Here is a 16,925-nt window from a genome sequence, read left to right as displayed (position 1 = left end):
AGGAGGAATAAAATGAGATTTAACACCGAACAAATGTCTCCTACGCTGGTTGTTGGTTTTAGAAATGGAGAAGATATTCGAGTCAGAAGTATTACACATGATGAGGTTATTATTGAAAGCCCTTCCATAATAGAAAAGGAAGCTTTTGGGTTGGATATACAAATGTTTGATTATGCCGATTTCCAGTATAAAAAATTCCGCCTTTGTTGTAAGACATCACATATAGAAGATATGCGGTTCTATAAGATAATTATCGCTTCCTTTCAGATTGAGGGTCAGGATGGAGCGGAATTTCATGAGTTTTTATCCAGAATCAACCGGATAATGAACGTTGCCAAACAAGCTAGTGCGGATGGATTGAATGACTTAGACTTTTTGGATGCCAAGCAACCGAAGTATCCCTTTGAAGAGGATGCCGTTTTTTCAGAGCAATACCAAGAGCATCTGCAAGGCCTGTTCTCCTTTACCTTATCGGAAGAAGAGAAGCAACAATTTCGTTCCCTATCGGAAAAAACAGATTTAGCTATTTCAATATCAGGATTTTTCCAATATATTGATTTTTTTCAAATGGATTTCTCTGCGTTTAAGTACAAGATGCTTACTAAGTTAAATCTTCAAGAGCATGAATTGTTCACTCAAGCGGTCCGTACAATCTATATTGGAAACGAATTCTGTCACAATCTATTTCCGGCAAAGCCATTGCTGGAAAAAATTCTTGCTAAAGCCCATGGCTTGGGACTGAAAATTGTGATTTCATATCCCTATTTGCTTGAGAATTCTGTGGAAAGCGTTGAGCGAATCATCCAATTTATCGACAATTGGTGCATCGAGCAGGACACAGAGGTGGAATTCAGCGTCAATGACTGGGGAATGTTGGGGATAATCAACGAACAAACGACACGTCTCAAGCCCATTCTTGGCCGGCTGCTGAATAAGCGAAAGAAAGATTCCAGAGTAGGCTTTATGTGGGGCTTCAAAGAAAGGTCCATTGCTTTTGAAGAGAATAATCTAAACACAGAGCATTTAAGACAATTTCTGCTGAAACACCGGATCGAGAGATACGAATTCGAGTCGCATAAGCTGAAAAATCGTATTCCGGAGGGGAATCATAGCTTACATTTTCCCTTTTACCAGATCAATACTTCGGTTTATTGTCCCTTGTATGCTGAGTGTACCAGTACAAACCGCAGCGACCAGAGACTTGCCGTAAAATGCCAGCAGTATTGCAATGAGTTTTATTTCAGCTATCCGAAGCATTTGGATATATTCGGATTCGGCAACAGTATTATCGGGGTTGAAACGTCATTGCTGCAGGATTCATCCTGCTTGGATGATTATATCGCCAGCGGGATTGATAGGATTGTTTTGTCAGTGTATTAACTATCATTGGAGGATACTGGTATGCAAATTTTATCTCCTTTATCAGAGATCAGGAACTTTGAACCGTTGGCCGAAGCTGGAGCGGATGAATTTTTTTGCGGATTTATTCCTTTTGAGTGGCTCAATAAATTTTCTTCCGTTATTCCGTTGAACCGGAGAGAAAATCTGGCGAAGGCAACCAATATGACCAGCTATAGCAGCATGAAGATCCTGAAGCGAATGGCGGATTCCTATGGAATTCCCGTTAAAATAACTTTTAATGCACATTATTACCAAAATGAGTTATATCCCTATATTACCAAAATTGTAAACAGTTTAATGGACATCGGATTTGAAACGTTCATTATTGCCGATTTGGCTTTGGTCATTTATCTGCGGGAAGCTGGAATTAAATGCACGGTTCATTTCAGCGGCGAGATTGAAGCCATTAATCACCGGACGATTCAGCTGTTAAACCAATTTGAGGTCTCAAGGTATGTGTTCCCGAGAAAAATACCCATTGCGAATATGGAACAACTGATTAATGGTTCGGGCGTGAAAGGCCAGATCGAGTTCGAAGCGTTTATACTCAACGCACTTTGTTCGTTTTCCGGAGGTTTTTGTAATTCGCTGCATTGTGACGAGCTTTTACCGGCATGTTATATCCCGCAAAAAACCTCTAAGTTGGACGATGAATCGAATATTTTTCCAAAGGTTGGAGATAAGCTGAAAAGTATGGAGATGTTCAGAGACCGTCTAAAACTCGCGGACCCGGAAAAGAAAAGAGGTTATGATTATCCGAGGTTTGGAAACGAGGGCTGCGGTGTATGCAAGATCAGAAAGCTTATGGATATAGGGGTTACCCATTTGAAGGTTGTAGGACGAGGCTATGTACTGGAGTACATGATTGAAGATATCAAGATTATGAAGAGCCTGATTCGTCTGGCAAACGAAATAACCGACCCGCACGAATACGAGGTCAGAGTCAAAGCGGAAATATTCAATAACCGCTGCCCGGCATTTTGTTATTATCCTGATTAATGAAATCAAACCTTAGGCTGGAGGTATTGGCAATGAAAGATGGATATTACTTATCGGCTTATATAGATATCAATACACAGGCACATATTCTGGATTTGGAAATCAGGCATGATCAAAATGTATCGTTATGGAAAAAAGAGGGGGATCATGTCCAGCTTATTCATTATTGGGAATTGGAACGATTGACGGGCTATAAACAACATTCCACTTCATTTCTGGACATTGATCAGGCGAGAAGAGTGATTAATTCCCTGTTGGATACGTACCAGTTATCGCTGAATGATATGAATGAGGTTTGGGGTTCACCCGGGCTGGACACAGTAGATGATTACCATTCTGTCGAAGATTTTCCCGAATATGCATATCACAGCGTAGCACATTTATTTTCCGCTATTTATTCCGAAACTCGGCTTCTTCAACATGACAACATTATCGGTCTTGCGGTTGACCACGGTCCCGATAATGTTAATGATCCAAATGTTTATCGAGATAATAAATATTGCTATATTGGTTGCATAGTGAAGAATGGACAAATCGAGTTTTATCCGCTTTACTCGCCGGCATTGCTGTGGGCCTATTGCAGACTTCGGTACAATCTGCGGGAGGGAACGCTAATGGCGCTTGCTTCGGCAAGTACCAGTGAGCTTCTTGATGTGGAAGAAGAAACTTTCTTATTCCAAACGACCGGAGTTCTCAATAATTCTTATCAAGTCATTTCCGATTATATTGACGGTTTAGAGAAAAACATTGATCAGGCAACGGAACAAGATATCGGCATTGTATTCAATGGTTTCGACAAAGCCTTTGACTACCAGGACAATAAAATCAGTATGGTAATGAAAGAAATTCAGAAGATGTCAATTCGGATCATGGACCTAAATGTCAAGAATTTATTAGAGCGGTCCGGCATAGAGGGAAAAGATACCTATCTTTCCATTACTGGTGGTTTTGCGCTGAATTGCCCGACAAATACTTATTTAATGCAAAAATATAATTTTAAAGGGTTTATTAGTACACCTTGTGTCAGTGATACCGGTATGTCCATGGGGATTGCACTATATGCTTTCTACAAAAAAATACATACCTTTCATTTTTCATTGGGAAACAGCTATTACGGTAATCAGCACAACGGATTATTAACTGTTATAGAATCAGAGCCATATCAGAAGCACATTCTTTCCATAAGTGAGTTCAATCCGGAAGAGGCTGTCCGGGACCTGATCAATGGGCCTTTTATATGGTTTTATGGAAGGTCCGAAATAGGCCCAAGGGCACTAGGAAATCGAAGCATTATTGCCGACCCGAGGTACAATGATGCCAAAACGCTGTTGAATCAGGTTAAAGACAGACAATGGTGGAGGCCCGTTGCTCCGATTATTTTAGAAGAGCATTTAAAGGAATGGTTTGATGGTTCAGAAAAATCACCTTACATGCTTCATACTTACCACATCAGAGAGGATAAAAAGAATCAGGTACCTGCCATCCTGCATTTGGATAACAGTGCGAGAATACAAACGATAAAAAAAGATGAGAAGGATCTCTTGTATGGACTGATAGAGAAATTTAACGAAGAGACCGGTGTGCCGATTGTATGCAATACCTCTTTAAATGATAAAGCTGAACCCATCATCGACCGGATTGAGGAAGCGATTAACTTTGCACTCCGGAAAAATTTCAAGATTATTTATGTTAATGGTATGAGGGTTGAACTTCACCGTCACGGCGAATACGAAGAGAATAGACCTTTACCAAGGCCTTTAAGAACGTTTCATTCTGTCGGAAGAATGAAGGAAATTTACACCAAGCTGTACAATCCCTTCAACGTCTCGAAACGCGCTTTAATTTTTTATTACATGCTGCCAGATCTTATGAACCGGTATGACATAATGAGAAAGGAAGATGTTCAAGAATTGGAAAATTATGCAGATGACTGCATCAACAAACTGAGGATAGCAGCTTTTTTCGATAAAATCGCTGGCAAATAAAAGTAAACAAATTGGGGTGAAGATGTGGAGCTTACTGATCCATTGGAACGCTATGCTTTTGAGAAGGCTAAATTCGTGAAGAAATTTATGGAGAAAAAAGGTTTGAAGTCAAAGGATATTCATCCTATATCCATAAGAGATCGCAACATAAATCCAAGTGTGTCTTTTTCACAGCAGAGACTGTGGATCATGGATCAGCTTCAGCCGGGTAACCCGGCTTATATCATCCCAATGGCTCTTTTATTGCGCGGACCGGTTGTTGTGTCCCATATCGAAGAGTGCTTCAAGGAGATTATCCGCAGGCATGAAACCTTAAGAACATCCTTTGTAGCAGATGGAGAAAAGGTGCTTCAGCAAATAGAGGAAGTAGTTCCGTTTCAGATGCAGCTGGTCAGTCTTGAAAATGTGCCCAAAGAAGCAAGGCAGGCAGCTGCAGATGAATGGATCATGCGTGAAACTCGGGCTCCGTTCGACTTGTCACAGGCTCCGCTAATTCGTGTACTTCTGATAAAGTGCAGTGATGATGAGCATATATTGGTAGCAAGCGTACACCATATTGTTTCAGACGGGTGGTCAGTAGGCATTCTTCAACGGGAGTTGACCCAGTTATACCGGTATTATCAGGAGAGAGGAAATAAATTACCTGAGTTGCTTATTCAATACACCGACTATTCTGAATGGCAGCGGAAAAAGTATACAACGAATGAGCTGAGTGCTGAAATGGACTATTGGAAGAGTAAACTCCAAGAGGCTCCGGGCTTTTTGGATTTGCCTACCGATTTGTTGCGCCCTGCAATTCAATCCTTTCAGGGGGACACCCTCTATTTTGATATAGAGCAGGATACCGCCAACACACTGCAGCAACTTGCCAGAGAAGAGAATACCACGCTTTTTGTGGTGTTGCTGTCCTTATTCAGTATCTTATTGTATAAGTATTCGGGTAATCCTGATCTTATTATTGGAACTCCGGTAGCCGGCAGGGATGCAAAAGAAGTGGAAAACCTGGTCGGCTTGTTCATTAATACTTTGCCGCTACGGATCGGGTTGTCGGGAAATCCCGCCATCCGTGACGTCATAAGGCAAGTAATTAGAACTACCGCGGAAGCGATGTCAAATGCGACACTCCCGTTTGACCGGATAATCGGCGGACTTCGGCTGGAACGTGAATTGTCCCATTCCGCCTTGTATCAAGTGATGCTGATCATGCAAGATTCACCGATTCAGCCAATGAAGCTTGGTCAAGCTACGGTGGAGATCCTTGAGATCGACAATAATACGTCCAAATGTGACTTGACACTTTATATGAGAAGAACAAACGAGGGACTTAAGGGTTCCTTCGAATATTGCAGCGAATTGTTCCATCGTTCCAGCATTGAACGAATGACAGAGCACTTCAAACATTTGATCGGTACAGTTATTACCCATCAGCATCTTGGCATTGATGAAATCAGCATGTTGACCCATAAAGAATATAATGAGTTGGCATCATGGAACCTTACCGGATCAGAATATGACACAGATACAACTGTGTATGATCTCTTTGAGAGACAAGTAGAAGATACTCCTGATAGCATCGCGGTTATCTGCGGAGAAGCTGCGATAACCTACCATGATTTATATGAGAAGACAGAGCGGCTTGCACGATACCTCATTAAGCAAGATATACAACCGGGTATGCTTATCGGAATATGCATGGAGCGCAGCATTGATATGATTGTGTCAATATTGGCAGTAATCAGAACGGGGGCTGCTTACGTTCCTCTGGATATCGGGTACCCGGCAGACAGACTCAACCATATGATTGAAGATTCGGGCATGCTGTTTATCCTCACCCGGAATGATTTGACAGCTGATTGTGGGCACCAGGTACGGAACATCTTTTTGGAGCAGTACCCTGAGCATATGATGGATTACGAACCGGCGGAGTTCCCCGCGCCTGTACCTGAGGATCTCATGTACGTGATTTATACCTCCGGGTCAACGGGGAAACCAAAAGGGGTAAAGATTACCCACCGATCTGTGATGAACTTCATTCATGGGCTTACCAAAGAAATCGGCTTCTCAAGTAAGAAGAGTATACTTGCCGTTACGAGTATGTCTTTTGACATATTTCTTGTTGAATCGCTTTTGCCGCTTACCCGTGGAATGAAGATCATCTTGGCTACTGATGACGAGCAGAGGAATCCTGAGCGGTTGAAATCTGCTATTAAGAAATATCAGATCAAGATGCTTCAGATGACGCCTTCCCGCTTGAACTTGCTGATTCAGGGCACAGAGGATACAGGTTTCCTGCAAGGCGTTCAAGAGATTCTGCTGGGAGGAGAGACTTTTCCATTACAATTGCTGATTTATTTGAATCAACATACCAATGCCCGGATATATAACCTCTTCGGTCCAACTGAAACTACAGTCTGGTCAACCATTAAGGAATTAACCGGGGATACGAAGATTTCTGTAGGAAGACCCATCGCCAATACGCAGATCGTTATTGTGGATGAATTCGGAAATCTCGTGCCTCCGGGCATTAAAGGAGAAATTTGCATTGGCGGGGATGGTTTATCTCCAGGATATTATAACCAACCGGAGCTGTCAGATAGCAGGTTTGTATCACTACGAGCAGATGGAACAAAGGTATATAAGACAGGGGATCTGGGGAAATGGCTCCCCGGCGGAGACATACAACACTTAGGGCGTCTTGACAGTCAGGTCAAGCTTCGAGGTTACCGTATTGAGTTGACAGAGGTTGAAATGCATATCGGCTCCCATCCCCATATTAAGGAATGCGCTGTCATTATGGGCAAGGATCCATTTAACGAGGATTGCCTGCTTGGCTATTATGTAACCGACAACGACAATCCCTTACGGTCCGCTGAAATCGTCTCGTATTTATCGGAACAACTGCCGGAGTATATGATTCCCCAATATTGGATGCAGCTTCAGCAGCTTCCGCTTACACCCAACGGAAAGGTTGACAAGAGATCTCTCCCGCAGATTGAACCAGTATCAGTCTATAAGGATAGTGAGGGTATTCAACCAGAGAACGAAATTCAGCTGTTTCTGCGGGATGGATGGGAGCAAGCGCTTGGGGCAGGCGGCTTTGGAATGGAGGATAACTTCTTCCAGATCGGCGGCAATTCGGTCATGCTGGTAAGATTATTTAACTATATTGAGAAAACATATCCGGGAACGGTTAAAATAACGGATTTGTTCACTTCTCCCACAATTAAGGCCCAATCTCTGCTGATCACAAGTCAAAACAACAAACGAGCCGATCTGTCTTTCAAGGAAACGGCCATTTCCGAAGGCGTTGAAATCCTCAGGGAAGACCATCCTGTTTCGGACAAGGGACATTTAAGTATAAGGTATATGCAGATACCGGAAAGCTTGACCCGGAGGTTAGAGCAAGGAGCTGCGGAAAATATAATCGAGCCGACGGAAATCATAATGTCGGCCTACATTTATGTTCTCTATCAGATAGCAGCCTCTGAGCAGATTTATCTCTATACGATGGTTCATTCCTTAGACAGTATCACACCGGTTGCAGTGGACTTCGGCAATATAGACCATATCCAACAGCTGGTCAACGAATTACGGAGGCAAACAATGGGGAATGGAAGAATAATTCCGCTCTCACATGTCATAAAGAGCAAGGTGAAAAATACGCTGCTTCCCATGGTGTATCTCAAAGAATGCTGTAGGTCGGAATCGGAGCTGAATTCGTTATTCGATCTTCTATTGATGGTTGATAAGCCGGTTAAGGGAACCATTAAGCTGAAATGGACTTTTCATTCGTTACTAGATAATGCTGAAGAAATATCCTCGTTGCTTGAAATGTATTTGACAACGATTGATCAAATCTTATGCGAATATAGTATTTGAAGGAATGTAAAATCTTACTACTAGGATGAAATAATATGAAAAAGAATCTGTTCACGAAAGAGCCTGTAACAAAAAACTGGGAAGCGGAATGGGACGGGCGGTCGATTAACGGGAAAGACATCGCCATTATCGGTATTTCCGGCAGACTTCCTCAAGCGAACTCGATTCATGACTTTTGGAACAATCTAAAGGGAGGAATCGACTCCATCAGTCATATTCCGGATATCCGAAGAAAAGACCTTGAATCGTCCTTCACCGGCGGTCAGCGGTTTAAATATGCCCGTATGGGATACTTGGACCGTATTGATACTTTTGACTTTCTTTATTTTAATTTATCGCCCAAAGAAGCTGAATTAATGGATCCGAATCAGCGGGTCTTTCTGGAGACCGCCTACGCAGCCTTAGAGGATGCGGGTTATGGAGGGAGAACGTTAGCCGGCAGCATGACCGGGGTGTATGTTGGTTACGGTGCCGATAATGATTACATCCATATGATTTCAGAGTTGGGCAAAGATTCGCTAACTTACGCTGTACCCGGTAACTTATCGGCGATCATTGCAAGCAGGGTATCTTATCAATTGGACTTGCGGGGGCCAAGTGTTGTATTTAACACAACTTGTTCATCCTCATTGGTAGCCGCTCACTATGCTTGCCAGGGGCTGCGCAACGGGGAGTGTGATACAGCTATTGTCGGCAGTATCAAATTGCATGTTCTGCCCGTGGAAAGCACGGAGAAGTACGGTATAGAAGCAAAAGACGGCCGCTGTAAAGCATTTGACGATCAATCCGATGGAATTGGTGTGGGAGAGGGGTCCATAGCTGTTGTCCTCAAAACTTTAAGCAAAGCGGTGGATGATGGCGATCATATATATGCAGTCATAAAAGGCAGTGCAATAAATCAGGATGGGAATACCATTGGGATAACAGCTCCTAACCCCGCTGCCCAGGAAGACGTCATTTGCAGAGCATGGAAGGATGCCGGTATAGATCCTGCGACGGTGACATATGTGGAAGCACATGGAACCGGAACGAAATTGGGTGATCCGATAGAAATTGAAGGACTCAAAAATGCCTTCTCTAAATTTACCGATAAAAAACAATTCTGTGCACTCGGCTCCGTCAAAAGTAATATCGGACATTTGGATAACTGCGCAGGTATGGCCGGATTAGTCAAAGCCGTTCTATCGCTGATGCACAGACAAATTCCGCCAACATTGCATGTGCGTTATCCCAATCAGAATATTCCTTTCGTACATACGCCCATCTATCTTAACGATGGGCTGAATGACTGGGATACTGACCAATTGCCAAGAAGATGCGGGATCAGTTCATTTGGGGTGAGCGGTACAAACAGTCACATTGTTCTTGAGGAATATAATGACCATTACCAAATGCAGTCCAATCCGAATAATAGTGCTCCGATATTCACATTGTCCGCGAAATCCCATACTGCTTTTCAGCGGTTGGTGAAGAACTATATGGTCTATTTAACCGAGAATCCTGATATTTGTTACCACGATCTCTGTTACACAACAAATGTCGGGCGGGGGCATTACGAGATCCGTATGGCGGTTGCTGTCTCAAGTACTGAAGAACTGTTAGCAGCCCTGCAAAGCGTAATTGCCGATGGTGAATACCTGCAGTCAGGCAGAGGGATTTATTATGGTGTGCATAAAATTGTTTTTGAGAAGGATGAACGGAATCCGCATCATCTCTCTGAGCTCCAGATCAAAGAAATGACGCTTGAAGCAAACCGGCTGCTGGCCGAAATGGCCCGGGCAAGGGAGTGCTCGGAAGATGCTGTGAATCAGATATGCAGCTTGTATGTACAAGGAGCGAGACCGGATTGGCAGACGATGTATTCGGGTACATTTCGCCGCAGACTGAGTCTTCCGACATATTCCTTCGATGATCTAAGGTGCTGGTTAGAAGGCAATGTTGCGGTACGTAGCAATGAGCAGCCTTTGCAGAGTTTTTACGAGGCACAATGGATAGAAAAACAAAGCCCGCATAAGCAAGCCCGGGAGACCGGAAGTATTGTGCTATTAAAAAATAAATCTCCTCTATGTGGGCAAGTTACGAAGAGATTAACGGACAATGGATTCAATGTCACAGAGATTGACTTGGAAAGTCCTGATTGGGAGCGGACTTTGCATGAAATTCCGTTTGGTGCTGTAGACCGAGTCATTCATATGGCAACCCTACACAAAAGAACACCTGAAACTTTGGAGGAATTAGACAACAGCCAGCGAAATGGTGTGCTCGGATTGTTGCCGTTGGTCCAGAGACTTGCCCAGACCCATAGAAAGCATGAAATTATTATTATTTCGGATCATGTGCATGAAGTAGACGGCCGGGAAAAAGCGATCAAGCCTGAGAATGCTTCTCTCTTCGGGCTTGCCAAAGTAATCGAGATGGAGCATTACCTGTGCCGATGCAGATGTGTGGATATCGATGCTTCAACAACAGCTGAAATAGTTGCGAGAGAGATTGCTTCTGCTGCCTCCGATTTTAAAGTTGCTTATCGTGACGGTATCCGCTATACAGAAATTTTAGCGGAAGCCGATAACCAGGTTGGATCTGCGGCACCTATTGAAATCAGGGGAAATGGCGTTTATTTGATAACCGGCGGACTTGGCAGAATCGGCTTGCGGGTCGCGCAATTTCTTTCCGCACAGCAAAATGTTACTTTATGTTTAGTCAACCGGTCCGTATTTCCGGACAGAGCCGAATGGCATACAGTGCGAAACGAGCGGCACCGGGAAATAGTGAAGCAAATCGAAGAAATCGAGGCCAATGGCTCCGTGGTTGAGATCTACCGGGGGAATATAGCTGATGAGTTGCAATTGGAGGAGGCCATCTCTGCAATAAGAGAAAAGCATGGTATCATTCACGGGATTATGCATTGTGCGGGAGTCGGGTTCGACAGGGAAGGGATTCCAGTGACGGAACAGACCGTGGATGAATTCCGGGCGACATTGCTTCCCAAAGTTCATGGGACATGGCTGTTACATAAAAAAACATTAGATATGAGGCTGGACTTTTTCATTCCCTTCTCCTCTGTCATTACGATACTGGCTCAGGCTGGCTCAGGGGATTACACGGCGGCGAATGCCTATCTGGACTCCTTCAGCACATACGGGCGAAGAGCAGGGACCCCAGCGGTAACCATCGGATGGCCGATTTGGAACGAGACTGTAAGCAATCCGCACATGGTGTATGAGAACCGCTTATTGTTTAATATGATCTCCACTGATTCGGCATTAAGCGGATTGGCAGATATTCTTCGGTCTCCGTGCACGACAGTATATCTTGGCGAACTGAACTATAACAGTGAAATATTCATATTGGACAATCTGCCGTTCTCTCTATCAAACAGTTTGAGTAAGAGGGTTAGACAATATCGTCAATTATATGGAAGGGATTCTCAGGATGGGACCATCCATGCCTTTGAATTCACCGGAAGAGAGGATAACACTTACACTCCAGAGGAGCATGCCGTGGCCGGTATATGGGGTAAAATACTGGGCCTCAAAAAGATAGATCTCTATGATCACTTTTTTGAAATCGGCGGAGACTCCATCAGTGCCATGAAAATCATCAATCAGTGCAATAAGAGCTTCACTATCGACATAATGATCTCGGATCTTTTTCAGCATGGAACTTTGGAGCAATTCTCTAAATTCGTTGCGGAAGTTTCTTCAAAAAAGAGAAGGGCGAATACTCCCCCTCTCAAAAAAATAGCAGATCGTGAGTACTATCCTTCCTCTTCCGCCCAAAAACGGTTGTATATATTAAATCAGGTCAATGAACAGGACTTGAGCTATAATATGACAATTGTCAGAAGGCTTGAAGGTGAAATTAATTATGCCAGACTTGAAAGCGCGTACAAAAAAATGGTTCAACGGCATGCTATTCTGCGGACTTCCTTCCACTTTAGAGATGGAGAAGTGGTTCAGAAGGTCAATCCGGATGCAGACATCAAACTGGAGTTTGCGCAAGTCAATTATGCTTCTGTTGCAGAGGAAATCAGTCAACTCGTAAGACAGTTTCAATTAGGGCAGGTGCCGTTGTTCCGAATCAAATTACTAAAGCTTCGTGATGTATGCAATACGCATATGTTGATTTTGGATATGCATCATATAATTTCGGATGCCATCTCCATGAACATTTTCACCCGGGAATTAATCGATATTTATTTGGGCAAGGCCTTACAGGATCCCGGCTATCAGTACAAGGATTTCGCCAATTGGCAGCGTTCGCTGCTGCAGAATGATGCGTTAAAGAAGCAAGCCGACTTTTGGCAGTTGCAGTTGGAAGGTGATATTCCACTGCTGGAGTTGCCGTTCGCACATGCACGCACTAACGAGCGGAGCTTCACAGGGAACACGATCATCTATGATATTGATAGTGAGCTGTACCAAAGAATCAACACTTATTTACAGACCTCTAAAACCACTTTATTTATGGTTTTACTTGCCGGATTATACACGCTGCTTATGCGATATACCTCTCAGGAGGATATTGTGGTTGGAACTCCTGTATCAGGTCGTTCTATATCGGACCTTGAAGATATTATCGGGATGTTTGTCAATACGCTGCCGATGCGTGCCAAGGTAAACGGTGAGCTTTCATTTAATGAGTTTCTGGAGTACGTGAAGAGGATGTCCTTATCAGCGTATGATAACCAAGATTATCAATTCGAGGATATGGTGACAAATTTCTATAAGTACAGGGATGTAAGCCGCAATCCGATTTTCGATGTGATGTTTGTGCTGCAGAATGCCTTCGGAGAACAGGAGACGGTAGAGGGGCTGCATATTAGCGATTATCCCTACAAAAAGCAGACTTCCCGGTTGGATCTAACGCTCGAAATCGTCCAGAAGAACGACTCGTTAACCCTATATTTGGAGTATTGCACGGATCTTTATGAAGAAGCTGATATGTCAAGATTTGTTGATCATTATGTACGTCTTCTCCATGAAATTATTCATAAACCGGCTAAAAAGCTGCTGGAATTTGAATTTATGTCCCAAGCTGAAACAAGTTTGCTTCTTGATGAGTGGAACTCGACTCACTGTACCTATAAGGAGAATGAGACGATTGTAGACCTTTTTGAGCAGCAGGCAACAGCCAACCCGTCATCTATTGCTGTAAAGACCAATGCTGCACAGATGACATACGGGGAGTTAGACATTATTTCCGGGCGTATAGCAAGTATGCTGCATAAGCAGGAGGTTGGGGCTAATGATGTGATCGGCATCATGACAGATCACTCGGTTGAGACAGTTGCAGGTATATTGGGAATTCTTAAAGCGGGATGCGCCTATATGCCAATTGACCCCGAATATCCGGCCGAACGAAAGAATTTTATGCTGGAAGATAGCCGAAGCCAGATCCTGTTGTCACCAAAACAGGACTATTTGAAGGGAATTGAATTTACAGGCCGCGTGCTGGCTATTGACACTCACAGGTTGACCAATGGATACAGCACACCATTTAAGACTGGGGTTAGACCGAGCGACACTGCTTATGTCATTTACACTTCGGGGACAACCGGTTATCCCAAGGGAGTTTTGATCTCTCATCAGGGGATACATAACTCAATTTCATGGTTTAGAGCGGAATATCAGTTGAAGCAGGAAGACAGCTTCATTCAATTGTTCTCTCCGGCCTTCGACGGTTATGTAGCCAGTTTATTCACGCCGTTGACAAGTGGTGTTAAGTCGGTTTTTGTGAATGATCCACGAAATGTATTTGAAGTAAGAGACCTAATCAAAAGCGAGCAAGTTACCCACTTCATCACGGTTCCGGCAATGATGAGGCTGCTTCTGGATTGTTCTGAACCGGAGCACCTCCAATCGTTGAAAGTCATTACGTTGGCCGGTGACCAGGTAAATGAAAAGCTCGTGAAAAAATGTGTAGAGCTGATGCCCCATATAGAAATTGTAAACGCGTACGGACCAACAGAAAACAGCGTAGTAGCGACATACCAACGCCGGTTGGAGTGCGAGACAACAATAACTATCGGGATCCCAGTTGCCAACACAAAGGTCTATATTCTTAATGAAATGCTGGTTCCGCAACCTGTGGGAATACCTGGAGAGCTCTATTTAACCGGAACGGGCATAGCTAAGGGGTATCAGAACAGAGATGAGCTTCAAATGGAGAAGTTTATTCCAAGTCCATTCATAAAGGGCGAAGTTCTGTACAGAACTGGCGATGCTGCAAGATGGCTGTCAAATGGGCGTATCGATTTCATCGGAAGAACTGATAATCAAGTCAAAGTCAGGGGTTACCGGATTGACCTTAAGGAGATTGAACGCGTAATTGGAAATGTCAGCGGTGTAGAATCCGTCATAGTTACAGTGGAGACGATGGATGGCGAAGACAATATCGTTGCTTATACAGTCGCAGAAGAACGCCCTAAAATGATCAGGGAGAGTATCCGCTCACGGCTGCCGCATTATATGATTCCCAATTTTATTACCTTAATCAGCAAGATTCCTTTAACGGCCAACGGCAAAGTCGATTATAAGCAATTGCGGGAAGTCCAAAAGTTGGCAGAAGAGACGGCAGGCCAATTCTCGCCTCCGGAGACAGCAACGGAAACCTTCATCGTTGACTTATGGAAGAGGATATTGGGAAGAGACAAGATAAGCGTATACGATCATTTCTTTGAGCTTGGAGGTAATTCGATCCAGGTAATCCATATGTACGACGAAATTAACAGAATGTACCCCGGCAAGATTGTTGTTGCCGATTTATTTACTTACCCGACCATTAAAAGCTTGGTAAATATATTGGATACTACATCGGGAGGTCTTGATCCAAGCAAAGCCTCTTTGAAGCAGCTGGCCGTCCCGGATAACTTCCTGGCAGGTAAAACTGATTATGTGGATACAGTGTCGATATCCACTGAATTGGACAGCGATTCTGTTACATCGTTAAAGCTGATTGCGCAGCAGATAGATGTTGGCTTATTCGATATACTCGTATCTATGTTCGCTTATGGTCTGCTGGATCAGACCGGCTACGGGCAAGTGATGGTCTATGGCAGCTATGATCATAATTCATCCATTGTTCCATTGCCTTTTGAAAAGGCTGATTTTGCCGACATTCTGCAGACAGTCCGATCTGCCTATAAAGAGCGGAAGTGTGAAACAGACAATCATTACGACAGAGATACGTTTATGAATCATTTAAAGCAGCCGGTTGATAAGGATCGGATGATTCCTGTCTTTACCCGTCACAATCAAGCAATGCGGACGGATCTAGTGGTTACAGTGATAGAGCAAAGAAACGGTGTAGTCAAGATCGTCTGCCATTTCAACAACGCGAAGCTTAAGAAGCAACGAATGATGGAACTTATCCGCTTCTATGCAAAATCGTTAGTTATACTGTCACGAAAAGGACGGAGTGAGTCGAACTGATGATATGTCTGCTGTTTCCAGGTCAAGGCTCTCCATACAAGGGTATGGGAAGCAAGCTGATGTCGCGTTTTCCTTCCACTAAGCGGGTGTTTGAAGAAGCAAGCGATATTCTTCATCGGAATGTAGCGCAAATATGTTTAGATGAAGAGATGGATTTGTCCCAAGGCACACATTTGAATCAAATTGCAATTTATATCATGGGTGTTGCATCCTTCCATGCGTACATGACAGAAACGAATGCGGCTCCTTCATTCATGGCAGGGCATAGCTTAGGCGAATATACAGCGATTACATGCTCCGGCGGTATCTCGTATGCGGATGGCTTACGCCTAATAGATGCAAGGGGCCGATATATGGAGGAAGTTGCTGCTTCACGGACCGGTTCCATGGCAGCAGTTATGGGAGTACCGCTGTCTACTGTTAATAACTTGTGCCATGAACACTCCGAACAAGGAGTGTTCGTTTCTGTTGCAAATTACAATTCTAAGGAACAATACGTCATCGCAGGTCATACTGAAGCTCTGTCCACAGCGGCGAGAGCCTTAGAGAGAGAAGGGGCATCGGTTGTTCCCTTAAAAGTGCCTGCACCTTTTCATACTGTTTTAATGGCAACTGCCGCTGAACGCTTCGCCACTGATTTGCTGGAAATAAAGTGGAGGCCTACGAAGTGGCCGGTTATATCCAATGTTACAGCCAAACCGTATCAGGAACCGGAAGATATCAGATTTTCGCTGCTCCGGCAAATGACCCGGCCAGTGCAATGGGAACAAATAATGGCTTATCTTGTTCAAGCCGGGGCGGATCTATTTGTTGAAATGGGACCCAAAGATGTACTGACAAAATTAATCCGCAAATCATCATGGAACGCGGACGCCTTCTCCTTTGACAATGATCAAGACCTTGCAGAGCTAAAGGACAAGCTGGCAAGCAGGCTGTGCAAGTCTGTACCCTCTACCCGGTCTGCAGGGTTTGTGGAGAGGTGCATGGCCGTTGCTGTCTCAACTATCAATGATAATTGGGACACTCAGGCATATTCCGAAGGTGTCATTGAATCTTATAAGAAGCTGGTCGAAATTCAAGGAGCCATTGAGAGGGAGAACAGAACGGTCACCCATGATGAGACGGATACCTGCTTGATGCTGCTTGAAAGAATACTGGTAACCAAAGGAGTATCTGCAGAGGAACAAATAGAACTGAAATCGCAGATAGAGTGTAATGTTTAAGGAGG

General features: G+C 43.9%; 6 protein-coding genes. All 6 read left to right on the top strand.

The annotated features are described in order from the left end of the window. The first annotated feature begins 12 nt into the window (after positions 1-12). From MKY64_RS20000 to fabD, 6 genes are read left to right on the top strand one after another with little or no spacing between them, the layout of a single operon-like run. The gene (locus MKY64_RS20000; protein WP_051478210.1) at positions 13-1,380 is read left to right on the top strand and encodes a hypothetical protein; all 1,368 of its coding nucleotides are present in this window, start codon (positions 13-15) and stop codon (positions 1,378-1,380) included. A gap of 21 nt (positions 1,381-1,401) precedes the next feature. After that, a complete protein-coding gene (locus MKY64_RS19995; RefSeq protein WP_036727789.1) occupies positions 1,402-2,400 on the top strand; it encodes a U32 family peptidase in 999 nt (332 codons plus the stop codon). Positions 2,401-2,432: 32 nt separating this feature from the next. Continuing rightward, positions 2,433-4,385: a carbamoyltransferase C-terminal domain-containing protein gene (locus tag MKY64_RS19990; protein WP_340955293.1), complete on the top strand. Its 1,953-nt coding sequence runs from the start codon at positions 2,433-2,435 to the stop codon at positions 4,383-4,385. Positions 4,386-4,409: 24 nt separating this feature from the next. Next, positions 4,410-8,264, top strand: coding sequence for a non-ribosomal peptide synthetase (locus tag MKY64_RS19985; RefSeq protein WP_340955291.1), 3,855 nt, complete (start codon positions 4,410-4,412; stop codon positions 8,262-8,264). Between the two features lie 35 nt (positions 8,265-8,299). Then, the gene (locus MKY64_RS19980) at positions 8,300-15,697 is read left to right on the top strand and encodes an amino acid adenylation domain-containing protein (RefSeq protein WP_340955289.1); all 7,398 of its coding nucleotides are present in this window, start codon (positions 8,300-8,302) and stop codon (positions 15,695-15,697) included. Continuing rightward, positions 15,697-16,920: an ACP S-malonyltransferase gene (gene fabD, locus MKY64_RS19975; RefSeq protein WP_036727795.1), complete on the top strand. Its 1,224-nt coding sequence runs from the start codon at positions 15,697-15,699 to the stop codon at positions 16,918-16,920. The genes MKY64_RS19980 and fabD overlap by 1 nt, the downstream gene beginning before the upstream one ends. Positions 16,921-16,925: the final 5 nt, after the last annotated feature.

Source organism: Paenibacillus sp. FSL R7-0210 (assembly GCF_038009085.1).
Classification (GTDB): Bacteria; Bacillota; Bacilli; order Paenibacillales; family Paenibacillaceae; genus Paenibacillus_AQ; species Paenibacillus_AQ silagei.
The sequence above is the reverse complement of the archived record's forward strand: the minus strand, read 5'-3'. Positions and strand labels throughout refer to the sequence as shown.